Annotated in this window: 23 protein-coding genes; 12 read left to right on the top strand and 11 right to left on the bottom strand. The window is 69.0% G+C overall.

Going from position 1 to position 22196, the window contains the following annotated elements:
* Nucleotides 1-11 precede the first annotated feature (11 nt).
* The 3 genes from KOF26_RS01470 to argF all read left to right on the top strand — a co-directional run bounded on the left by KOF26_RS01470 (nt 12) and on the right by argF (nt 3073).
* Nucleotides 12-854: an ABC transporter permease gene (locus KOF26_RS01470; RefSeq protein WP_253200942.1), complete on the top strand. Its 843-nt coding sequence runs from the start codon at nt 12-14 to the stop codon at nt 852-854.
* A 93-nt stretch (nt 855-947) separates the two neighbouring features.
* Nucleotides 948-2138, top strand: a complete 1191-nt coding sequence (locus KOF26_RS01465) for an aspartate aminotransferase family protein (protein ID WP_216318853.1) — start codon at nt 948-950, stop codon at nt 2136-2138.
* Nucleotides 2138-3073, top strand: coding sequence for an ornithine carbamoyltransferase (gene argF, locus KOF26_RS01460; RefSeq protein WP_216318851.1), 936 nt, complete (start codon nt 2138-2140; stop codon nt 3071-3073). The genes KOF26_RS01465 and argF overlap by 1 nt, the downstream gene beginning before the upstream one ends.
* Nucleotides 3074-3096: 23 nt before the next feature.
* Here the strand turns inward: argF and KOF26_RS01455 are convergent, their stop codons facing one another.
* The 10 genes from KOF26_RS01455 to KOF26_RS01410 all read right to left on the bottom strand — a co-directional run bounded on the left by KOF26_RS01455 (nt 3097) and on the right by KOF26_RS01410 (nt 12253).
* On the bottom strand, nt 3097-4026 hold the full coding sequence (locus KOF26_RS01455; protein WP_216318849.1) for an L-threonylcarbamoyladenylate synthase: 930 nt from the start codon (nt 4024-4026) through the stop codon (nt 3097-3099).
* 97 nt (nt 4027-4123) lie between these two features.
* On the bottom strand, nt 4124-4471 hold the full coding sequence (locus KOF26_RS01450) for a hypothetical protein (RefSeq protein WP_216318847.1): 348 nt from the start codon (nt 4469-4471) through the stop codon (nt 4124-4126).
* A gap of 60 nt (nt 4472-4531) precedes the next feature.
* Nucleotides 4532-4984 carry a chemotaxis protein CheW gene (locus KOF26_RS01445; RefSeq protein ID WP_216318844.1) on the bottom strand — a complete coding sequence of 151 codons (453 nt, stop codon included), beginning with the start codon at nt 4982-4984 and terminating at the stop codon, nt 4532-4534.
* Between the two features lie 24 nt (nt 4985-5008).
* On the bottom strand, nt 5009-5374 hold the full coding sequence (locus KOF26_RS01440) for a response regulator (protein WP_216318841.1): 366 nt from the start codon (nt 5372-5374) through the stop codon (nt 5009-5011).
* 21 nt (nt 5375-5395) lie between these two features.
* Nucleotides 5396-5980, bottom strand: coding sequence for a chemotaxis protein CheD (locus tag KOF26_RS01435; RefSeq protein WP_216319900.1), 585 nt, complete (start codon nt 5978-5980; stop codon nt 5396-5398).
* A complete protein-coding gene (locus KOF26_RS01430; RefSeq protein WP_216318837.1) occupies nt 5977-7008 on the bottom strand; it encodes a protein-glutamate methylesterase/protein-glutamine glutaminase in 1032 nt (343 codons plus the stop codon). The genes KOF26_RS01435 and KOF26_RS01430 overlap by 4 nt, the downstream gene beginning before the upstream one ends.
* Nucleotides 7005-7862 (bottom strand): CheR family methyltransferase, encoded by an 858-nt coding sequence (locus tag KOF26_RS01425; RefSeq protein ID WP_216318834.1) that lies wholly within the window; start codon nt 7860-7862, stop codon nt 7005-7007. Before KOF26_RS01425 ends, KOF26_RS01430 begins: the two co-directional genes overlap by 4 nt.
* Nucleotides 7859-10000 carry a chemotaxis protein CheA gene (locus KOF26_RS01420; RefSeq protein WP_216318832.1) on the bottom strand — a complete coding sequence of 714 codons (2142 nt, stop codon included), beginning with the start codon at nt 9998-10000 and terminating at the stop codon, nt 7859-7861. Before KOF26_RS01420 ends, KOF26_RS01425 begins: the two co-directional genes overlap by 4 nt.
* Before the next feature lie 12 nt (nt 10001-10012).
* Nucleotides 10013-10336 (bottom strand): STAS domain-containing protein, encoded by a 324-nt coding sequence (locus tag KOF26_RS01415; RefSeq protein WP_494516705.1) that lies wholly within the window; start codon nt 10334-10336, stop codon nt 10013-10015.
* 96 nt (nt 10337-10432) lie between these two features.
* Complete coding sequence (locus KOF26_RS01410; protein WP_253200940.1) at nt 10433-12253, bottom strand: methyl-accepting chemotaxis protein; 1821 nt, start codon at nt 12251-12253, stop codon at nt 10433-10435.
* 188 nt (nt 12254-12441) lie between these two features.
* Here KOF26_RS01410 and KOF26_RS01405 point away from each other — a divergent pair, with 188 nt between their 5' ends.
* From KOF26_RS01405 to folP, 6 genes are all read left to right on the top strand, one after another.
* Nucleotides 12442-13575: a calcium-binding protein gene (locus tag KOF26_RS01405; protein WP_216318826.1), complete on the top strand. Its 1134-nt coding sequence runs from the start codon at nt 12442-12444 to the stop codon at nt 13573-13575.
* Between the two features lie 84 nt (nt 13576-13659).
* Complete coding sequence (gene glmM, locus KOF26_RS01400) at nt 13660-14997, top strand: phosphoglucosamine mutase (protein ID WP_216318823.1); 1338 nt, start codon at nt 13660-13662, stop codon at nt 14995-14997.
* Nucleotides 14994-15839, top strand: coding sequence for a bifunctional hydroxymethylpyrimidine kinase/phosphomethylpyrimidine kinase (thiD, locus tag KOF26_RS01395; protein WP_216318820.1), 846 nt, complete (start codon nt 14994-14996; stop codon nt 15837-15839). Before glmM ends, thiD begins: the two co-directional genes overlap by 4 nt.
* 9 nt (nt 15840-15848) lie before the next feature.
* On the top strand, nt 15849-16460 hold the full coding sequence (rnhB, locus tag KOF26_RS01390; RefSeq protein ID WP_216318817.1) for a ribonuclease HII: 612 nt from the start codon (nt 15849-15851) through the stop codon (nt 16458-16460).
* A 233-nt stretch (nt 16461-16693) separates the two neighbouring features.
* Complete coding sequence (locus tag KOF26_RS01385) at nt 16694-17818, top strand: site-specific DNA-methyltransferase (RefSeq protein ID WP_216318814.1); 1125 nt, start codon at nt 16694-16696, stop codon at nt 17816-17818.
* A complete protein-coding gene (folP, locus tag KOF26_RS01380; protein WP_216318811.1) occupies nt 17811-18872 on the top strand; it encodes a dihydropteroate synthase in 1062 nt (353 codons plus the stop codon). Before KOF26_RS01385 ends, folP begins: the two co-directional genes overlap by 8 nt.
* Nucleotides 18873-18880: 8 nt before the next feature.
* Here the strand turns inward: folP and KOF26_RS01375 are convergent, their stop codons facing one another.
* Nucleotides 18881-20296 (bottom strand): sigma-54-dependent transcriptional regulator, encoded by a 1416-nt coding sequence (locus KOF26_RS01375; protein ID WP_216319895.1) that lies wholly within the window; start codon nt 20294-20296, stop codon nt 18881-18883.
* 151 nt (nt 20297-20447) lie between these two features.
* Between KOF26_RS01375 and KOF26_RS01370 the strand changes: the two genes are divergently transcribed.
* The 3 genes from KOF26_RS01370 (at nt 20448) to KOF26_RS01360 (ending at nt 22155) form a co-directional block, all read left to right on the top strand.
* Nucleotides 20448-20585: an aa3-type cytochrome c oxidase subunit IV gene (locus KOF26_RS01370; RefSeq protein ID WP_216318808.1), complete on the top strand. Its 138-nt coding sequence runs from the start codon at nt 20448-20450 to the stop codon at nt 20583-20585.
* Nucleotides 20586-20594: 9 nt separating this feature from the next.
* Complete coding sequence (locus tag KOF26_RS01365) at nt 20595-21725, top strand: NAD(P) transhydrogenase subunit alpha (RefSeq protein WP_216318804.1); 1131 nt, start codon at nt 20595-20597, stop codon at nt 21723-21725.
* A gap of 142 nt (nt 21726-21867) precedes the next feature.
* Nucleotides 21868-22155 (top strand): NAD(P) transhydrogenase subunit alpha part 2, encoded by a 288-nt coding sequence (locus KOF26_RS01360; protein WP_216318801.1) that lies wholly within the window; start codon nt 21868-21870, stop codon nt 22153-22155.
* Nucleotides 22156-22196 lie beyond the last annotated feature (41 nt).

Here is a 22196-nt window from a genome sequence, read left to right as displayed (position 1 = left end):
GTCGGGGAGACATGCCCGAACAAGCAGCTTCCGAACAAGCATCGGATTGGGTCCGCTCCCCACCTGGCGTGCCCGTGATCCGGCAGGTCAACTGGGGCGGATTGAAGGCCCTCTATATCAAGGAGGTGCGCCGTTTCTTCAAGGTCCACCTCCAGACGGTGTGGGCGCCCGCGATCACGACCTTGCTGTACCTCATCATCTTCACCGTGGCGCTGGGGCGTGGCGGGCAGCGGGTGATGGGCGTGCCGTTCGCCGATTTCATCGCGCCCGGCCTGATCGTGATGGGGATGATCCAGAACGCCTTCGCCAACGCCAGCTTCTCGCTGCTCGTCGGCAAGATGCAGGGCACCATCGTCGATTATCTGATGCCGCCGCTCTCCAATGGCGAGCTGGTCGCCGGCATGGTCGGCGCGGCGGTGACGCGGGCGTTCCTGGTCGGCGGCGCCGTGTGGCTGGCGATGGCCTTGTGGCCGGGCGTGCATGTCACCCCGCATCACCTGTGGGCGGTGCTGTGGTTCGGGCTGATGGGATCGATGCTGCTCGCCTTTCTCGGCCTGATCACCTCGGTCTGGGCGGAGAAGTTCGACCACGCCGCGGCGGTCACCAATTTTGTCGTGCAGCCGCTGGCGCTGCTGTCGGGCACCTTCTACTCGGTCGATCATCTGGCGCCCGCCTTTCAGGCGATCAGCCATGCCAATCCGATCTTCTACGTGATCTCCGGCTTCCGCTACGGCTTCCTCGGCCAGAGCGATTCGCCGGTGCTCCTCGGCTCGCTGCTGCTGCTCGGGCTGAATGTGGTGTTCGGCGTCGCCTGCTACCTGTTGCTCCGCAGCGGCTGGCGCTTGAAGGCGTGAGGTGACGACGCTATAGCGCGACCTCGTGACAGGGCGGCCCGGACGGGCCGCCTTTTCGCGTTTTCACGGTTCTTTCTCAGGAGTGCCCCGCCAATGGCCATCACGCCCCTCATGCCCGTCTATCCGCGGTGCGGGGTGCGTCCGGTGCGAGGCGAGGGCTGCTACCTGATCGGCGAGCAGGGCGAGCGCTATCTCGACTTCGCCTCGGGCATTGCCGTCAACCTGCTGGGCCATGGCCATCCGAAGCTGGTCGGCGCGATCGCCGAGCAGGCGGCGACGCTGATGCACGTCTCCAACCTCTATGGCAGCCCGCAGGGCGAGCATTTCGCGCAGCGGCTGGTGGACGCGACCTTCGCCGACACGGTGTTCTTCACCAACTCCGGCGCCGAGGCAGTGGAATGCGCGATCAAGACGGCGCGCCGCTATCATTATGCCGATGGCCATCCGGAGCGGGTGAAGCTGATCACCTTCAAGAACGCTTTCCACGGCCGCACGCTCGGCACCATCTCGGCCACCGACCAGCCGAAGATGCGCGACGGCTTCGAGCCGCTGCTGCCGGGCTTCGAGGTGCTCCCGTTCGGCGATCTCGCCGCGGTCGAGGCGGCGATCGACGCCACCACCGCCGGCTTCCTGATCGAGCCGATCCAGGGCGAAGGCGGGCTGACGCCGGCAACGCCTGAGTTCCTCCAGGGCCTGCGCCGTCTGGCCGATGAGCACGGGCTGCTGGTGGTGCTGGACGAGGTGCAGTGCGGCTATGCCCGTACCGGCACCTTCTTCGCGCATGAGCAATATGGCATCGTCCCGGACATCATGGCGGTGGCCAAGGGCATCGGCGCGGGCTTCCCGCTCGGCGCCTGTCTCGCCACTGAAAAGGCCGCCAAGGGCATGACCATCGGCACCCACGGCTCCACTTATGGCGGCAATCCGCTGGCCATGGCGGTGGGCGAGGCGGTGCTCGACGTGGTGCTGGAGCCGGGCTTCCTCGAGAATGTCCGGACGATGGGCGCGCGGCTGCGCCAGGCGCTCGAGCAGATGATCCCCAATCACGATCACCTGTTCCAGGAGGTGCGCGGCATGGGCCTGATGCTCGGCCTCAAGCTGAAGACCGACAGCCGCGCCTTCGTCGCCCATCTGCGCGACAATCATGGCCTGCTGACGGTGTCGGCGGGGGATAATGTGGTGCGCGTGCTGCCGCCGCTGATCATCGAGCAGAGCCACATCGACGAGTTCATCGGCAAGCTCTCGGATGCGGCGCGGAGCTATGCGCCGGAGGAGCAGGCGTGATGGGGGCGCGGCATTTCCTCGACCTGTCCGACGCCGGCGGCTTCGCCATGGCGGCGATGATCAATGACGCCATCGAGCGCAAGGCGGCGCGCGCCGGCTGGCCGAAGGGCCGCGTCGATGGCGACGCCCCGCTTGCCGGCCGCACGCTGGCGATGATCTTCGAGAAGAATTCGACGCGCACCCGCGTCTCGTTCGACATGGCGATGCGGCAATTGGGCGGCACGACGATCGTGATGGACGCGGGCTCAATGCAGATCGGTCGCGGCGAGACCATCGCTGACACCGCGCGGGTGCTCTCCCGCTATGTCGACGCGATCATGATCCGCACCGACGATCACGAGAAGCTGGTCGAGATGGCGCGCCACGCCACCGTGCCGGTGATCAACGGCCTCACCGATTTCAGCCACCCGTGCCAGATCATGGCCGACCTGCTGACGGTGATCGAGCATGGCGTGGCCTTGCCCGGCTCGCGCTGGGCGTGGCTGGGCGACGGCAACAACGTCCTCCACTCGATCGTCGAGGCGGCCGGGCTGATGGGCTTCGAGGTGCGCGCCGCCTGCCCGCCGGGCTATGATCCGGACGTGGCGGTGCTCGCCAAGGCGGCTGAACGCGGCGCCAGGGTCGAGATCATCCGCGATCCGGTGCGCGCGGTCGCCGATGCCAATGTCGTCGTCACCGATACCTGGATCTCGATGGGCCAGGCGGATGCGGCCGAGAAGATCGCGGCGATGCAGCCTTATCAGGTGACGCCGGAGCTGATGGCCGGCGCCGATCCGAAAGCGGTGTTTCTCCACTGCCTGCCGGCGCATCGCGGCGAAGAGGTGGTCGACGCGGTGATCGACGGTCCGGCCTCGGCGATCTGGGACGAGGCGGAGAACCGGCTGCATGCGCAGAAGTCGGTGCTGCTCTGGTGTCTGGGGTTGCTCGGGGCCTAGACCTCCCCGGCTACCACTGGTGCCTACCGCTCGGCTGCCGCGCGGCCCAGCCGGTCGTTGATCGCCGCGCCCAGGCCGGTCGCCGGAATGGGCGCGACGGCGATCGGGCGACCGCTGAGATCGGCGCGGTGGAGGGCGTCGAACAGGCGGCAGGCCGCCTCGACGAGGTCGCCGTCCGCCGACAGCGTGTCGTCCCCGGCTACCGCCCCGAAGCCGATCAGCCATTCGCCTTCCCGCCGCGCGGTGGCGTCAAGGCGCACCGCGGCGGCCGGCGCATAGTGGCTGGCGAGCTGGCCGGGCGCCTGAACGCCCGCTGGCGCGCGCACGACCGGCAGGCCGGCCGCCTCTGCCAGCGTGTCGATGGCGACCGGGCCGGGGCGGAGCAGCGCGATCCCGTCGTGCATCACCCGCGCGATCGTCGATTCAAGCCCGAGCGCGCACGGCCCGTCATCAATGATCAGCGGGATGCGCCCGTCGAGCGAGCGCGCGACATGCTCGGCGCGGGTCGGGCTGATCGTGCCGGAGGCGTTGGCCGATGGCGCGGCGAGCGGGCGGCCGCTCGCCGCCAGCAGGCTGCGCATCGCCCGGTGGGCCGGCGCGCGCACCGCCACGGTGGGCAGGCCGGCGCGGGTCAGGGCGGCGACGGGCCCGTCCACGCGCGCCGGCAACACGAGGGTCAGCGGCCCGGGCCAGAAAGCCTCGGCCAACCGCCGCGCCGGGCCGTCCAGCACTGCGATGGCCGATGCCGCCCCGGCGTCGGGGACATGGACGATCAGCGGATTGAAGCTCGGCCGCCCCTTGGCGGCATAGATGGCAGCGACCGCGACGCCATTGGTAGCGTCGGCGGCAAGGCCGTACACCGTCTCGGTCGGCACCGCGACCGGCTGGCCGTCGCGGATCAGCGCGGCGGCGCGGGCGACGGCTTCGTCGGAGAGGGGGACGATCTCGGTCATCGTCCGGGGCTTTAGGGCTTGCGCGCCCGAAGTTAAACCGTTCGCCCTGAGACGAGGCTTCGGCCTGCTCGATGGCTATTCAGGCGAATGCGGCTTCTCACCAGAACTCGTCCTCCTGCGCCACCGCGGGGGCCGGGTCGTGATCGGCGATGGCGAGCGCGCTGGCGATGCGGGCACGCATCGCCTCCAGCGTCACGGCGTCGAGCGCACGGGCCATGTCCCCCTCCATGCGCAGCAGCCGGGCCGCCTGTTCGATGAGCTGAGCGGCGAGATCAAGCTGCTGGAGGGCTTCGCCGTGACGCGCGGTGATCGCCGGATCGCGGCAAAGCTCGGCGCCGAGCGTCTCGATCAGGCGGCGCGCCGTCAGGATTTCGTTGGCGATCACGGACCGCACGGAATGATCGCCGACGACGGTGGAAAAGCCGGAATGAAGCAACTCAGCCACGACAAGGCTCCGAGACTAGACGTTATATTCTCCTGCCGGCCCCACCCCGGGGCCGGCCGGTCAGGCGGCTTCCGCCAGCGAGGCAGACGTCTTGATCTCGGTCGTCAGCTTTTCGAGGTCGAGGACGAGGATCATGCGATCGTCGACCGTCGCCAGTCCTTCGAGGAAGCCCGAAGCCTCGTTGGAGCCGACATCCGGCAGCGGTTGCATATGCTCCTCGCGGATCGTGACGATGTCGTTGACGGCATCGACGATGACACCCTGGAGCTGGTCGCCGATGCGCACGACGATGATGACGTGGCGCGCGCTCGGATCGGTCAGGCCCCAGCCGAGGCGCATCGACAGATCGAGCACCGGCAGCACGACGCCGCGCAGGTTGACGACGCCGCGGACGTGCGCCGGCACGTTGGGCAGCGGGGTCGCCGGCGACCAGGCGCGGATTTCACGGATCGCCATGATATCGACGCCGAGCGACTGTTCGCCCAGTTCGAAGGTGATGAGCTGACGGGACATGGGGTGCGGCTCCTCTCTGGGGCGTTACAGCAGGACGCGGCGGATCGCCGAGGCCAGCTTGTCGGGGTGGAAGGGCTTGACGATCCAGCCGGTGGCGCCGGCGTTGCGGGCGCGCGCCTTCTTCTCGTCGGAGAATTCGGTGGTGAGGACCAGGATCGGCGTGCCGGCATAGGCCGAGCGCCCGCGCAACGCCTCGATCAGGCCGAAGCCATCCATGCGGGGCATGTTGATGTCGGTGATGACGAGATCGGGGGCGGATGCGTCGATCCGCTCCAGCGCGTCGACGCCGTCCTCGGCCTCGGCGACGGTATAGCCCTGGGCAGCGAGCGCATTGCGGAGCAGCGCGCGCATGCTGGGCGAATCATCCACGGTCATGATGGTTCGGGACATTGGTCTGGCTCCGGTATGCGATCAAAAGAGTTCGAGGTCGCCGGACGGGGCGGCGGGGCGGATGGGGGCGACGCGGCGTGGCACCTCGTCGGCGACGGTGTCCTGCACGATGCGGCAGCGGGCGCGGCCGTGGGCAGGCTGGAAATCGACGCGCCGCGCCGCGGTGCCGCCGAGATTCTGCGCCATGAGGGGGATGCCCTCGTCACGCAGGAAACGGATGGCGAACTCGGCATTGCTGGTGCCGATGGCACGCATGCCGGCGTGGAGGTTGGCGCCACCATAGAGATGCCCGCGCAGGCGCCGGCGATCGGCGCCGACCTGCAGCATCTCGTTGATGAGCAGCTCCATCGCATGCACGCCGTAGCGCTGGGCGGCGACGGCATCGACATGCTGGTCCTCGTCCGGCTCGGCGAGGAGGAAGTGGTTCATGCCGCCGATCTTCGCGTCCGGATCGAACAGGCAGGCGGCGACGCAGCTGCCCAGCACGGTGGTGAACATCGTCTGCGGATCGCGCGACACGCCGCGATTGCCCTGGACGATGTTCACATAGCGAAAGCCGTCCTGGCGCAGGCCGCCAAGGGCCGTGCCGGCGGAGGTGCGCGTCATGCCCGACATAGTTCAAGCGCCCTTTCCGCGATCTGGCCGAGAGGAAGCTGCTTTTCGACCGCGCCCATGGCATGGGCGGCGTTGGGCATGCCGTAGACGACGCAGCTCGCCTCATCCTGTCCGATGGTGCGCGCGCCCGCACGGCGCATGTCGAGCAGGCCGGCGGCGCCATCCTGGCCCATGCCGGTGAGGATCACGCCGACCGAACGCATCGGCATCTTCGCCACCGAGCGGAACAGCACATCCACCGACGGGCGATGGCCGCTCACCGGATCACCGGGCAGCGTGCGCAGGCGCGGCGAGGCCGTGCCGATCACCTCGGTATGCTGGGGCCCGCTCGGCGCGATGTAGATATGGCCCTCCATCAGCGTCATGCCGTTCTGCGCCTCCACGACGGTGGGCGCGCAGCTGCGGTCAAGACGCTGGGCGAAGCTGGTCGTGTAGCCGGCCGGGAAATGCTGGACGACCACGGTCGGCGGGCAATTGGCCGGGAAGCCGCGGAACAGCGTCAGCAGCGCCTCGACGCCGCCGGTGGACGAGCCGACCGCGATCATCGTGTTCGCGGCCGGGCGATAATCCTGCGACGGGGTGGCCGCGCGCGCCTGGGACACTGTCGGCAACCGGAGGGAGGCACCGCGTCGGCCGGAGGTGGCGGCGTGGCGGACGATGCTGGCAAGCTTGCCGCCGTCGCTGCCGACGCGCTGCGGCTTGGCATAGCAATCGAAGGCGCCGAGTTCGAGCGCGCGGATCGTCGCCTCGGCGCCGCGCTGGGTGAGGGTAGAGACCATCACCACTGGCATCGGCCTGAGCGTCATGATCTTCTCGAGGAAGTCGATGCCGTTCATGCCCGGCATCTCGATGTCGAGCGTCAGCACGTCGGGATTGAGTTCCTTGATCATCGCGCGCGCCTGCGCCGGTTCGGCGGCGGCGCCGACCACCTCGATGCCCGGATCGAGCGTCAGCAGATGGGCGACCATCGCGCGCATCGTCGGGCTGTCATCGACGATCATGGCCCGGATCGGCTTCATGCGACGCTCCTGTAGATCGTCTGGCCGGCGGGCACGAAGCGATTGGTGGCGGGGCCGACCAGCCGCTCGGAATGGCCGATATAGAGGTAGCCGCCCGGCGCCAGCCGCTCGGCGAAGCGCTCGATCAGGCGCGATTTCACGGCGTCGTCGAAATAGATCATGACATTGCGGCAGAAGATCGCGTCGAACTTCACCTTGATCGGCCATTCGTCGAGCAGGTTGAGCTGGCGGAAGGCGATCAGCGTCATCAGCTCCGGCGCCATCTGCATCGTATCGCCGGATATTCTGGTCCACAGCTTGCGATAGCGATCGGGAATGTCGGAAGCAGCGGTCGCGGGATAGGCGCCGGCGCGTGCCGTCGCCAGCACATGCGGGGCAAGGTCGGTGGCGAGAATGGCGACGTTGCGGTTGATCAGCCGCTGCGCCTCGGCGCGGTCGGACCCGAGCAGGGTCATGCCGAGGCTATAGGGTTCCTCGCCGCTGGAGCAGGCGGACGACCACAGCCGCACCTGCTTGCCGCTTTCCGCAGCCGCCAGGATCGCCGGGCGCATCACCTGTTCGAAATGGGTGAAATGGTGATCCTCGCGGAACAGGCGGGTATGGTTGGTGGTCAGCGCGAAGATCGCGCGCTGACGCTCCTCCTTGTCCTGCTGGATGAGGGCGACATAGTCGTGGAAGTCGCTCATCCCCTTCGCCCGCACGAACTTGGCGAGGCGCGAATAGACCAGCTGCATCTTGCTCTCGTTGAGCGTGATGCCGGCCTGCGAATGCACGATGCGCGCGATCACCGCGAAATCCGCCTTGGAGAAGGCGAAGGACCCGGCAGGCGCGTCGAGAAGGGCGGCGCCGCTCATGCCGCGAGCATCTCGAAATCGCCGCCGATCTGGTTGTGGCGGGCGACGAGGCCCTCGACGTCGAGGATCAGCGCGACGCGGCCGTCACCGAGGATGGTGGCGCCGGTGATGCCGGCGACCGGCTGATAATTCGCCTCGAGGCTCTTCACCACCACCTGGCGCTGGTCCTGAATGTCGTCGACCATCAGCACGGCGCGGCCGGCATCCGTCTCGACCACGACCAGCACGGCCTCGGTCGGCTGGGCGCGGGCGCCGGGAACGCTGAGCAGGCGGCCGATGGTGTGGACCGGCAGGTAGTTGCCGCGCACGTTGAGCACCATCGCGTCCGGGCCGAGATGATGGATGTCGGATGGCTGCGGGCGCAGGCTCTCGACGATATGGGTGAGCGGGATGACATAGGTCTGGCCGCCGACGGTGACGATCATGCCGTCGAGGATGGCGAGGGTCAGCGGCAGGGTGAGGCTGAAGGTCGAGCCCTGGCCGGGCCGGTTGGCGATGAGGATGCGGCCGCCCAGCGCCTGCACATTCTTGCGCACCACGTCCATGCCGACGCCGCGGCCGGAGATGTTGGAGACGGTCGCAGCCGTCGAGAAGCCGGGCGCGAAGATCAGGTTCTCCAGCTCCTCTTCCGACAGCTGCTGATCGGCGGTGATGATGCCGCGCTCGATCGCCTTCTCGCGCACCTTGGCGGTATTGATGCCGCGCCCGTCATCGGTGACGGAGATGACGATGCGACCCGAGCGATGCTCGGCGGCGAGGCGCACCACGCCCTCCGGGTTCTTGCCGGCGGCGACGCGGTCCTCGGGCTTCTCCAGGCCGTGGTCGACGGCATTGCGGATCATGTGGGTGAGCGGCTCGCCAATGCGCTCGACGACGGTCTTGTCGACCTCCGTCATCTCGCCCTCGACCTCGAGGCGGACGCGCTTGCCGGTCTCGGACTCGAGCTCGCGGATGATGCGCGGCACGCGGCTGAACACCGACTTCACCGGCTGCGCGCGGATCGACATGGCGCTGTCCTGCAGCTCGCGCGTGAGGTGATCGAGGTCGGACAGCTCGTCGAGCGTCGGGATGCCACTTTCGGACAGGCGCTGCGCCAGCATCGCCTGGGTGATGACCAGCTCGCCGACGAGATTGACCAGGCGATCGAGCTTGTCGAGTTCGACGCGGATCGTCGGCGACGGGCCGGCGGCGGGCGCGGCCGGGGCGGCTTTCGCAGCCGGCGCAGCCGGCGCGGCCGGCGTGGGCTTCAGCTCTGGCGCAGGCGCGGCGGCGGGGGCCGCGGCGGGGATATCAAAATCGTCGAGCGAGACCGGCGTCACGACGAAGCCCGCCTCGTCAGCCTCCGCCGGCGTGTCGGCGGCGGCTGGCTCGCCCGAGCGCTCGACGATCACCGTCGAGGCCGGCGAAATGAAATCGAACACGCCGAGGATCTCATCGCGATCGAGATCGGCCGGCAGCTCCAGCGTCCAGCCGAGATAGCTCTCGTCGGCGGCGATGGCGTCGAGCGCGGGCAGCGACTCGTGATCGACTGCGATCAGCTTGCCGCCCATCTGGCAAAGCTCGGCGACGAGCAGCGAAGGCTCCTGGCCGTTGTCGAGAGCGCGCTGCTCGGGCCTGAAAACCACCTTCCACGGCGCAGGGCCGCTGTCGGCGGGCTCGTCGAACAGGGCACCGAGATCGACGGCCTGGACGACGAAGCCGTTCTCGTCCGGTTCGGGCGCGGCGGGCGCCGGGGCCGCGGCGTCGTCGGCGGAGGACAGGCGGCCCTCGGCGACGGCGTCGAGCTGCTCCAGCACGCGTGCATCGTCCGGCACGTCGCGCTCGCCCTTGGCGGCGAGGACGTGATCGGTCAGCAGATCGAAGGCGGCGAACAGGATCGCGCGGACCTGCTTGTCGGCGCTGAACTTGTTGTTGCGCAGGCCGTCCAGCACCGTCTCGTAATGGTGGGCGAAGTGCTGCAGCCGCTCATGACCGAAGGCGCCGGCGCCCCCCTTGATCGAGTGGACGGCGCGGAAAATCGTGTTGATCGTCTCGGGATCGCTATCGTCCCGGTCATAGACGGCGAGATGCGTCTCGATGGCGGCAAGGCCCTCGTCGCATTCGAGGAAGAAGATCGCCGCGATTTCGTCGAGTTCCATCGGTCCTGCCCCTTAATTCGCTGCCACGACGGCCGGTTCGCCCTCGGGCCACAGCAGCTCCTGCACCCCCAGCAGCTTGGCGGCGGCGAGCAACGGCGCGCTCACCGGCTCGATGACGAAGCCACGCGCGTCGGCTGCGGCGCTGAGCCGGGCGCTGGCGAGCAGCTGCACGGCAGCCTGGCCAACCCGCTCCACCGCCCCGCCATCGACGCGCACGTCGCCCGGCTCGGCAAAGGACTGGCGCAGGTCCGCGAGCAGCGGGCCGGCGGCCTGGGTGTCGAGAAGGGTGGGCAGGGCGATCATGACGTCTCCTTCGGGGCGCGCGATGTTCGTCATTCAACCTAACTGGTTAAAGTCGGCCTAACTGAGCGTTGGACCGATGGCCTGCGCACCGCCCCTGTTGCCGCAGCGACAGGGGCGGTGCGGGCGCCCTTAGAAGGCGCTCCAGTCGTCCTCGGCGGCAGGGGCAACGGCGAGATTGCCGCGCACCGGCAGAGGGCGAGAGGCCCGCGCGGCCGGCACCGGCAGCGGCGTCGGCGTGACGGCCGCCATACGCTCGGGCCGGGACGCGGCGCCGTTGAGCTGGAACCGGCCGACCAGCCCGGAAAGCTCCCCCGCCTGATCGGCGAGATGACGCGCGGCGGCAGTCGATTCCTCCACCATCGCGGCGTTCTGCTGCGTGGTCTGGTCCATCTCGCCGATCGCGACATTGACCTCGGCGAGGCTGGTCGCTTCCCGGGTGGTGGCGTCGGAGATGTGGTGGATGAGCTTGCTGACCACCGCGACGCGGCTGAGAATGCGTTCCAGCGCCTCGCCGGTCTGGGCGACGAGCCGGGCGCCGTCGCTGACCTGCGCGTTGCTCTGTTCGATCAGCTCCTTGATGTCCTTCGCTGCCTCGGCGGAGCGCTGGGCGAGCGCGCGGACTTCGGAGGCAACCACCGCGAAGCCCTTGCCGGCGTCCCCGGCGCGCGCCGCCTCGACGCCCGCGTTGAGGGCGAGGAGGTTGGTCTGGAAGGCGATGCCGTCGATCACCTGGGTGATCTGGGCGATCTGATCCGCCGAGCGCTCGATGTCGGCCATCGCCGCCACCGCCTCGCGCACCACCGTGCCGCTCGACGTGGCGTCATCCTCGGCCGCGGTGACCGCCTGATTGGCGGCAGCGACCTGGCTCGCCGTCTCGCGCACGCTGCCGGTGATCTCCTGCAGCGCGGCGGCGGTCTGCTCCAGCGCGGCGGCCTGATGCTCGGTGCGACGGGAGAGGTCGTCCGACGCCTGGCTGATCTCGCTCGAACCGGTGTGGATGCTCTCCGCCGCATCGGCGACGCGCAGCATCGCGCCCTCCAGCGCGCGGGTCGCCTGGTTGAAGTCGACCCGCAGCCGCTCATACTCGGCGGGCAGGCCGTCGATGGCGACGCGCAGGTCGCCATTGGCCAGCGCGGCGAGATTGGTGGCGAAGATGTCGATCGTGCCATGCAGGCCGGCATCCGCCTGTTGCTTGGCGAGGCTTACCTCGCGCAGCCGCACGGCGGCGCGGGCGAGGTCGCCCAGCGCGTCCTGGCGCTCCGTGCCGTGCACCTCGAAGTCGAGGTGGCCCCCGGCGATGTTCTTGAGCGCGCCCGAGGCTGCATCCAGACCCTTGTTCACCGCCCGGCCGACGCCGCGCGTGACGAGCAGGAGATAGGCGCCGGCGAGCAGGATGATGACGATCGTCGTCACCGAGATGAGGCGCGCGGTGGCGACCTGGCTGGCCTCGATCGCTCCTTGCATCTCGATCAGCGGCGCGCGGATCGATTCGATGGTGCCGTCGATCTTGTCGCCAGCATCGGCCAGCGCCTTGAGCCCGGCAGCGTCGGGCTGCCCATGGGTGAGCTTGCGGCTGATCGTCAAATAGCTGGTATTGGCAGTCTCGATCTCCGCGATCGGGCCGCGCTGGGCCTCCTCCGCGCCGGCCGTCACCTTGGCGAGGCGATCGAGATAATCCTTGACGTTGCCTTCCATGGCGGCGCGGGCGTCGTCATCCTGACGGGCGATCGCCTTGTAGGTGTCGCGTTCGAGGGAAGCGAAATCCTTCTCGAGCTGAACCGTCTCAGTCACGCGATCGGCGACCGCATGATCCTGTTCCATCAACTTGTAGCTATAGACAGAACCCGCCAGCGTGACGCCAAGCACCACCGCGCAAAGACCTGCGGCGCCACGCATCTGGCGCGCCAGCAACTGCCTGATCGTCAGGCTTTCAAATCCAAACTTACCCATCTTCGTGACCTCTGACCCCAGTGTCTGAGATCAACTGACGCGATCTGCGTTAATTTTTGGCTAGGAATGCCCTTTGAGGGGCCCCTTTTTAGAACAGGAAATGGCGGTAATCTGGCGAATAAATATTTCGCCATGCGGGTCGGACGGCCCTAATGATGCGCCGGTGGGCTCTGAGATCGGGGGATGCAATGACCGCCTATGCCTTCCTGGACATGAGTCAGGCCGCCGCGAGCGGCTTCAAATCCACGGACACATTGGACCTCAGCACCGTGTTTCTGGCCACGTTGAACCCGGTCTATGACGATCTCGGCAATATCCGGCTGACGCCTACGCTCAACATCAGCTGGCACCCCGCCGCCCCCGGTGGCGGTGGTCCCGGCAACAGCCGGAACCTCGTCTTTCCGGCTGATGCGCTGTCGGCGGCGAGCCTGAGCGGCGGTGTCACTGGCGGCGCCGGCTATGCAGCCACGACGCGGGACCTGTTCGGCACGACCAGGGACGACAGCCTCACGGGTGCCGGCGCCGACGACTGGGCCAATGCCGGACCCGGCCATGATGTCGTCTACGGCGGCGGGGGCGGGGATGTCCTGGCGGGGAATGACGGCAACGATCATATCTGGGGGAACGCCAGCACGGCCGTGCAGGGCATGGCGGATGGCGCCGACTCGATCGATGGCGGCGCCGGGAATGACTATATCCACGGCAATGCCGGAGACGACACGATCCAGGGTGGCGCGGGCAACGACCGGATCCGTGGCGGCCAGGGCAATGACCTGCTCTACGGCGGCGCGCCTGACGGCAGCATGGACGGCGACGACACCATCCAGGGCGACAGGGGCGATGACATTCTGCTCGGCGGCGGGGGCCGTGACCTGCTGAGCGGCGGCGAAGGTCGCGACATCTTCCTCTTCGGTCGCATCGATTTCGGCTCTGGCGTGGTGGTTGCCGGCGGCGGCGACGCGCCGGCCGGCACCGAGCGCGTCGAGACGATCACCGACTTCGAGAATGGCGCGGACAGGATCAGCCTCGGCGGAGCCGTCTTCTCATTCGCGGACGGACCCGACCGGGGCTTCCACTATAACGGCCTTCCCGTTTCGGTCCTGACCGGAGATGCGTTCACCACCGCGAAGGCGGCGCTGGACTACGCCCAGTCGCTGCTCGACCGCGCCGCCGATGTCGCCGGCCGGCATGAGGTGGCGGCGATCGCTGTCGGCGGGGACACCTGGCTCTTCTCAGTGGAGGGCGGCGGCGCGACGATCGATACCGCGATCCGGCTGATCGGCATCAACCCGTCGGCGATCGACGCGGCGGACTTCATCTAGGTCCTGGGCATAGCGCACTGCTTTGCATGGACGCGGGCGCCCGCTATCGAGGGGCGGTGAGTTTCCCGGCGAGGAAGGCGTTCCGTGACCCGCAGATATTTCGGCACCGACGGCATTCGTGGCCGCACCAACGAATCCCCGATGACCCCGGAGGTGGCGATGCGGGTCGGGCAGGCGGCGGGCGCGCACTTTCAGCGCGGCGACCATCGCCACCGCGTCGTCATCGGCAAGGACACGCGCCTGTCCGGCTACATGATGGAATCGGCGCTGGTCGCCGGATTCACCTCGGCGGGGATGGACGTGGTGCTGGTCGGCCCGATGCCGACACCGGCGGTGGCGATGCTCACCCGATCGATGCGCGCCGATCTGGGGGTGATGATCTCGGCCAGCCACAACCCCTATTATGACAATGGCATCAAGCTGTTCGGGCCGGACGGCTACAAGCTGTCCGACGCCGACGAGGCCGCGATCGAGGCGGGCATCGACGCCAGCCCGCGCCTCGCGCCGTCCGCCGAGATCGGCCGGGCGCGGCGGGTGGACGATGCCCAGGGCCGCTATATCCACGCCGTCAAGTCTGCCTTTCCCGAGCATCTCCGGCTCGACGGGCTGCGCGTCGTCATCGATTGCGCCAACGGCGCGGCCTACAAGGTCGCGCCCGAGGCGCTGTGGGAACTCGGCGCCGAGGTGATCTCGATCGGCGTCTCGCCCAACGGCACCAATATCAACGACGGCGTCGGCTCCACCGACACCTCCGCCCTTCGCCGCAAGGTGACGGAGGTGCGCGCCGATATCGGCATCGCGCTCGACGGCGATGCCGACCGGTTGATCGTCGTCGACGATCTCGGCCAGGCGGTGGACGGGGACCAGCTGATGGCGTTGCTCGGCCTCGCCTGGGCGCGGCGCGGCACGCTGCACGGCGGTGGCGTGGTGGCGACGGTGATGTCCAACCTCGGGCTGGAGCGGCGCCTTGCCACCGCCGGGCTCGAGCTGGTGCGCACGCCGGTCGGCGATCGCCATGTGCTCGAGGCGATGCGGCGCGGCGGCTACAATGTCGGCGGCGAGCAGAGCGGCCACATCATCCTTTCCGACCACGCCACCACCGGCGACGGGCTGGTCGCCGCTCTCCAGGTGCTGGGCGAGCTGGTCGAGGCCGGTCGTCCCGCGCACGAGTTGCTTCGCCAGTTCGAGCCGCTGCCGCAGCGGCTGAAGAATGTCCGCTTCGCGGGCGGACAGCCGCTGGAGCACGAGGCGGTGAAGGGCGCGATCGCCGCCGCCGAGGCGCGGCTGGCCGGCACCGGGCGGCTGCTGATCCGCAAGTCCGGCACGGAGCCGCTTATCCGCGTCATGGCCGAGGGCGAGGACGCGGCGCTGGTCGAGACCGTGGTCGACGAGGTGTGCGACGCGGTGCGGCGCGCGGCATGACCATCCCGCGCGTGCTGGTCATCGCCGGATCGGATTCCGGCGGCGGGGCGGGGATCCAGGCCGATATCAAGACGATCACCATGCTCGGCGGCCACGCCACCACCGCGATCACGGCAATCACCGCCCAGAACACGCTCGGCGTGACGGACGTGCACGCCGTCCCGACGGCGATGGTGCTGGCCCAGATCGACGCCGTGCTCGACGATATCGGCACCGACGCGGTCAAGATCGGCATGATCGGGTCGGCGCGCACCGCCCATGCGCTTGCCGAGCGACTGGCGGGGCTGGACGTGCCGATCGTGCTCGATCCGGTGATGGTCGCGACCAGCGGCGACATGCTGGCCGACCGGGGCACGATCGACGCCTTTGCCCGATTGCTCGACATCGCCACCATTGCCACCCCCAACGCGCCGGAACTGGCGGCGCTCACCGGCCAGCCGGTCACCACGATGGACGAGGCGGTCGAGGCCGGTAAGCTGCTCGTCGCCCGCCACGGCCATGCCGTGGTGGTCAAGGGCGGGCATATCGAGGCGGAGTTCGCCGGCGTGCCGGTGATCCGCGATGTGCTGATTACGACCGAGGGTGAGCGGGCCTGGTCGTCGGCGCGCATCGACACCGTCCACACTCATGGCACCGGCTGCACGCTGGCAAGCGGCATCGCCGCCGGGCTGGCGGCCGGGCTGGGGGCCGAACGCTCGGTCAGCCGCGCGCGGGCCTATCTCCGCCGCGCGCTGCGGGTGGCGCCGGAGCTGGGGCAGGGATCGGGGCCGATGGGCCACGCGCTGGGCGTCGTTCCGTTCGACGTGATCATGCCGATGGAAGCGCCGGGCCGGGCGGGCTAGGAGGACGCGATGCCGCCGAGTTTCAAGCCCGAACTGGATCATCCCCTGCCGCTCGCCGGCGTCGACGAGGCGGGGCGGGGGCCGCTCGCCGGCCCGGTGGTGGCCGCCGCGGTGATCCTCGATCGCGGAAAATTCCCGCGCGGCATCGACGACTCGAAGAAGCTGACCGCCGAGGATCGCGACAGCCTCTATGTTCGCATCCGGCGCATGGGCGTGGTCGGCGTCGGCATCTGTGACGTCGAGGAGATCGACCGGCTGAACATCTATCATGCGACGATGCTGGCGATGGCTCGCGCCGTCGATGCGCTGGGGGTGGAGCCGGCGATGGTGCTGGTCGACGGCAATCGCCTGCCGAAATGGCGCTGGACGGCAACCGCGATCGTCGAAGGCGACGCCAAGTGCCGCTCGATCGCGGCCGCCTCGGTGATCGCCAAGGTGACGCGCGATCGCATCATGCAGGAGCATCACGCCGACTGGCCCGGCTATAACTGGGCCTCGAACAAGGGCTACGCCACGCCCGACCACCGCGCCGCGCTGGTCCGCCTCGGCCCCTGCCCCCTCCACCGCCGCAGCTTCGCGCCGGTCGCGGCGCTGCTGCCGCCCGTGCCGGCGCTTTTGTGAGACATGTTGGCGGTCGCCGTGCCGCCTCCAACTTACGCACGAGGCGCCGTGAGTCCTTTCGGCCACACCACCACCCGTTGAGTCCGGGCGGGCGGGGCGGACTCAACATGATGTGGGGGACTCTTTGTGTTCCGCCGCTCCCACGACACCTCCGCGAATCAGCCTAAGTCTTTGCACTTGACCGGCGACTCGGCGGGACTCACTTATTGCCGCCACTGACAGGGGGGCTTGGGATGGGCGTTGTGCTACCGGTGAAGACGAGGCGCGCGCGCGTCGGGTCACAAGCGATTGCGGTCGATCGCATCATCCGCGACGATTGCGTGGCGGCGATGCGGGCGCTGCCCGATGCCTGCGTCGACATGATCTTCGCGGATCCGCCCTATAACCTCCAGCTCGGCGGCGATCTGTTCCGGCCGGAGGGCGGCCGCGTCGATGCCGTCACCGACGATTGGGACAGGTTCGACACCTTCGCCGCCTATGATCGCTTCACGCGCGAGTGGCTGGCCGAGGCGCGCCGCATTCTGAAACCGGACGGCACGCTGTGGGTGATCGGCAGCTATCACAATATCTTCCGGGTCGGCTCTGCGCTCCAGGATGAGGGATTCTGGATCCTCAACGACATCGTCTGGCGCAAGGCCAATCCGATGCCGAACTTCAAAGGCACCCGCTTCACCAACGCGCATGAGACGCTGATCTGGGCGAGCCGCGGCGAGGGCTCACGCTATACCTTCAACTATCAGGCGATGAAGGCGCTCAACGACGAGTTGCAGATGCGATCGGACTGGGTCCTGCCGATCTGCGGCGGGCCGGAGCGGCTGAAGATCAACGGTACCAAGGCGCATCCCACCCAGAAGCCCGAGGCATTGCTCTATCGCATCCTGCTGGCGACGACCAAGCCGGGCGACGTGGTGCTCGATCCCTTCTTCGGCACCGGCACCACCGGCGCGGTGGCCCGGCGCCTCGGCCGCCACTGGATCGGCATCGAGCGCGAGAGCAAGTACGTCGCCGTCGCCGAGGAGCGCATCGCCGCCAGCCTGCCGCTCGACGAGAGCGCGATGACGGTGATGGCCTCCAAGCGGACCCAGCCGCGCGTCGCTTTCGGCGCGCTGGTGGAAAGCGGCGCGCTGGCGCCGGGCGCGATCCTGTGCGACGCCAGGCGCCGCTGGACGGCGATCGTGCGCGCCGACGGCTCGCTCGCTGCCGGCACCGAGACGGGCTCGATCCACAAGGTCGGCGCCACGTTGCAGGGCGCGCCTTCGTGCAACGGCTGGACCTTCTGGCATGTCGAGCGGGCCGGCGCGCTCGTCGCCATCGACGTGCTGCGCCAGGATTACCTCCTGCAGCACGGGGATGGCTGAGCCGGTCTATCTTCGGCCGACGGCCTTTCTCGATGCGCCGTTCGGCAGCCTCGGGAAGGCGCTTCGCCTCGCCGGCTCGCTCACCTGGTTCTCCGCCGTCGAGCTGATCGAACGGCGCGGGCCGGCGCGCATCGTGCCGGTCGCCGAGGTCGACGCCGAGCTGGACGGGCCAGGCCGGGCAATCCTCGCGCGCATCACCGCGCCGCGCCCGCCGCTGGTGCTCGGCCCGCGCACGGTGCCGCTCGATACGCCGCAGGTGATGGGCATCCTCAACGTCACCCCAGACAGCTTCTCCGATGCGGGCGCGCACCATGGTGACGCGGCAGCGGCGGCATCGGCCGGCATCGGCATGGCGGCGGCCGGCGCGGCAATCATCGATGTCGGGGGTGAATCCACCCGCCCCGGCGCCAGGCCGATCTGGGAGGGCGACGAGGCGGCCCGCGTCCTGCCGGTGATCGAGCGGCTGGCGGGCGCCGGCACCGCAGTCTCGCTCGACACGCGCAACGCGGCGGTGATGGCGCAAGGGCTGAAGGCGGGCGCGCGCCTGATCAACGATGTCTCCGCCCTGACGCACGATCCGCGCGCGGCCGGTATCGTGGCGGACGCGGGGTGTCCGGTGGTGCTGATGCATCATCAGGGGACGCCCGAGACGATGCAGGACGCGCCGGATTATGAAGACGTGCTGCTCGACGTCTATGACTGGCTGGCCGAGCGCATCGCCGCAGCCGAGGCGGCGGGGATCGAGCGATCGCAAATCATCGTCGATCCGGGCATCGGCTTCGGCAAGACGCTACGCCACAATCTCGCATTGATGAACGGGCTGGCACTGTTCCACGGCCTTGGCTGCCCGCTGATGCTGGGCGCCAGCCGCAAGCGGATGATCGGCGCGCTCGACAATGAGGCTCCGGTGGGCCGTCGGCTCGGCGGATCGCTGGCGCTGGCGCTGGCCGGCGCGATGCAGGGTGCGCACCTGCTTCGCGTTCATGACGTGCCCGAGACGATGCAGTCGATCCGCGTCTGGCGCGGCATGCGCGACGTGGCGCTGACGCTTTAACGTGGCGCTCAGGCGGCGCTGTCCAGGCCCAGTTCGACGAGCTTGCGGTAGAGCGTCGACCGGCCGATGCCGAGTCGGCGGGCGACCTCGCTCATCCGGCCTTCGTAATGGCCGATGGCGAGGCGGATGATGTCGGCTTCGATCGCCTCCAGCCGGCGGATATGCCCGTCGCGCTCGTAAAGCTCGATGCCGCCGGCAATGGCGAGGGGCACCGCCGCGTCCGCGGTCACGGTGGCGGCGCGCGCCACCTGGGGGAAATCGGCGATGGTCAGCACGTCGCCTTCCGCATCCAGCGCCGCGCGGAACAGCGCGTCGTGGAGCTGGCGGACATTGCCCGGCCAGCTGTGCGTGGTGAGCAGGGCCAGCGCCTCGTCGGTGAGGCCGAGGCCGCGCATGCCCGGCTTGCGGCTGATGCGCGAGAGGAGATGGCGGGCCAGCGCCGGCACGTCGCCGGCACGCTGGCGCAGCGAGGGCACGCGGATCTGGATCGTCGCCAGCCGTTCGGCGAGCTCGGGGCGCAGCCGCCCTGCCGCGACCGCCTGCGACAGCGGCCGTTCGGCGAGCGCGATCACGCGAACGTCGACACAGCGCGCATTGCGCCCGCCGACCGGCGTCACCAGCCCGTCCTCGAGCAAGGTCAGCAGCCGCGCCTGGGCGGCGTCGGACAGCGTCGCCGGCTCGCCCAGAATCAGCGTCCCGCCCTCGGCATAGGCGATGCGGCCGGGGCTCGACTGGAAGGCGCCGGCGAAGGCATCCCGCTCATGGCCGAAAATCTCGGATTCGGCGTGCGTCGGGCTCAGCGCCGCGCATTCGACGAGCACGGGCTGGCGCCGCCCGCGGGCCGAGGCGGCGTGGATGGCGCGCGCGATCAGCTCCTTGCCGCTGCCGGCCTCGCCCTCGATCAGCACGGGCAAGCGCGAGCGCGCCGCCTTGGCAGCGACCGCCATCGCGGTGCGGAAAGCGGGGGCGGAACCGACGATCTCGTCGAAGCCCAGCGACTCGATGGTCTTCTCGGCGAGCGGGCGCAATTCGCCTTCGGCCTGATCGGCGAAGGAGGCGCCTTCGAGCGCGGCGAACAGCCGGTCGGGCGCGATCGGCTTGATCAGGAAATCGCTGGCCCCGGCGCGCATCGCCTCGACCGCGAGCGCGATCGACGGCTGCGCGGTGAGCATCACGATCGGCAGCTGCGGCCAGCGCGCGCGGATATCCCGCACCAGCGCCGCGCCGCTTTCCGCCGGCCGCCACACATCGATGAGCACCGCGTCGACAGGTTCGAGCCGATCCGCGATCAACCCGATCGCCTTGCGCCCATCCGGCACCGCGATCGTCCGCCAGCCGGCTCGTGCTGCCATCGCAGTGACAAGACGCACCTGCGCCGGCTCGTCATCGACGAGCAGCAGCGTCCTTGTCCTGATTCCCGCCATCTCGAACATGAAGTCCTTATTGCCGTATTGCGTCGTTCTAGGACAGGGGGTGTAAAGGGACGATAAACGGCGGGGGCTTGAGCGCCCGGTCGTGCGGCGATAAGAGCGCGGCTGTATACCAGCCGGCACATTCATCAGGGGGCGGAAACGCATGGTTGCAGAACATGACAGCGGCTTCGAGCTGAGCGCGCACGAAGGCACCTATTCCGGGTTCACCGCCCTGATGAAGTGGGGCACGATCATCAGCTTCATCTGCGCGGCCGTCGTCGTCCTCATCATCGCCAGCTAAGCCCTGACCATGAAGATTGCGGTCCTCAAGGAGGGCGCGCCCGGCGAGCGCCGCGTCGCTGCCACGCCGGAAACGGTCAAGAAGTTGCGCAGCCTGGGGGCTGAACTGGCCGTGGAGTCGGGCGCCGGTATCGCCGCCTCCATCCCCGATCAGGCCTACGCCGATGCCGGCGCGACGCTGGGCGACCGCGCCGCGACGCTGGCCGGCGCCGGGATCATCCTCGGCGTGCAAGGCCCGGACCCCGCCTCGCTGGGCGGACAGGCGCCCGGCGCCTGGGTGGTGGCGGGCCTCAACCCGTTTGTCGAGCGCGCGCGCGTCGATGCCTATGCGGCGGCCGGGCTGGAGGCGCTGGCCATGGAATTCATGCCGCGCATCACGCGCGCCCAGTCCATGGACATCCTCTCCTCCCAGTCGAACCTCTCCGGCTACCGCGCGGTGATCGACGCGGCGGCGGAATATGATCGCGCCATGCCGATGATGATGACGGCGGCGGGCACGGTGTCGGCCGCCAAGCTGTTCGTGATGGGGGTCGGCGTCGCCGGCCTCCAGGCCATCGCCACCGCGCGGCGCCTCGGCGCGCAGGTTTCGGCGACGGACGTTCGCTCTGCGACCAAGGAGCAGATCCTGTCGCTCGGCGCCAAGCCGATCTTTGTGGAGAGCGTCGCCGGTATCGAGGGCGAGGGCACCGGCGGCTACGCCACCGAGATGTCGGACGAATATAAGGCCGCGCAGGCGGACCTGGTCTCCTCGCACATCGCCAAGCAGGACATCGTCATCACCACCGCGCTGATCCCCGGCCGGCCCGCGCCGCGCCTGATCACGGACGCGCAGATCGCGACGATGCGCCCCGGCTCGATCATCGTCGATCTCGCGGTCGAGGCGGGCGGCAATGTCGAGGGCGCGGTGGCCGGCGAGACGGTGGAGCGGCACGGCGTGCGCATCATCGGCAACCGCAACGTGCCGAGCCGCATCGCCACCGATTCCTCGGCGGTGTTTTCGCGCAACCTCTATAATTTCCTTTCCGCATTCTGGGACAAGGAGGCCAACCGGCCGATCCTGCCCGATGGCGAGGAGATCGGTGACGCGATCCGCCTGACCAGAGACGGCAAGGTGGTGAACCAGCGGCTGCTGGGGAACTAGGCGCTTGCCGGCCCCTTCCTCGCTTGCGAAGCGGGGTGGGGCGGGCGAGATCGAGACCCGAAGTCGGGACGGCGCGGCCATGGTGGCTGCTTCGCGACAGGCTCGAAACGAACGGACGAGCGCAGGGAATAAGGGCGGAAACATGGATTTCGTATCGATCCTGTCGATCTTCGTGATGGCCTGCTTCGTGGGCTATTACGTCGTCTGGTCGGTGACCCCGGCCCTGCACACGCCGCTGATGGCGGTGACCAACGCGATCTCGTCGGTGATCATCGTCGGGGCGCTGGTCGCCTCCGCGGCGGCCGGCTCGGCCACCTCCAAGTGGCTCGGCCTCGCGGCCGTGGTGCTGGCCTCGATCAACATCTTCGGTGGCTTCGCCGTCACCGAGCGCATGCTCGCCATGTACAAGAAAAAGGATCGCAAGGCCTGAGCGGGGCCGGCGATCGTCCGAAGCAGTGAGGGGAACGGGTT

This window comes from Sphingomonas quercus (genome assembly GCF_018863195.1).
Classification (GTDB): domain Bacteria; phylum Pseudomonadota; class Alphaproteobacteria; order Sphingomonadales; family Sphingomonadaceae; genus Solisphingomonas; species Solisphingomonas quercus.
The sequence above is the reverse complement of the archived record's forward strand: the minus strand, read 5'-3'. Positions and strand labels throughout refer to the sequence as shown.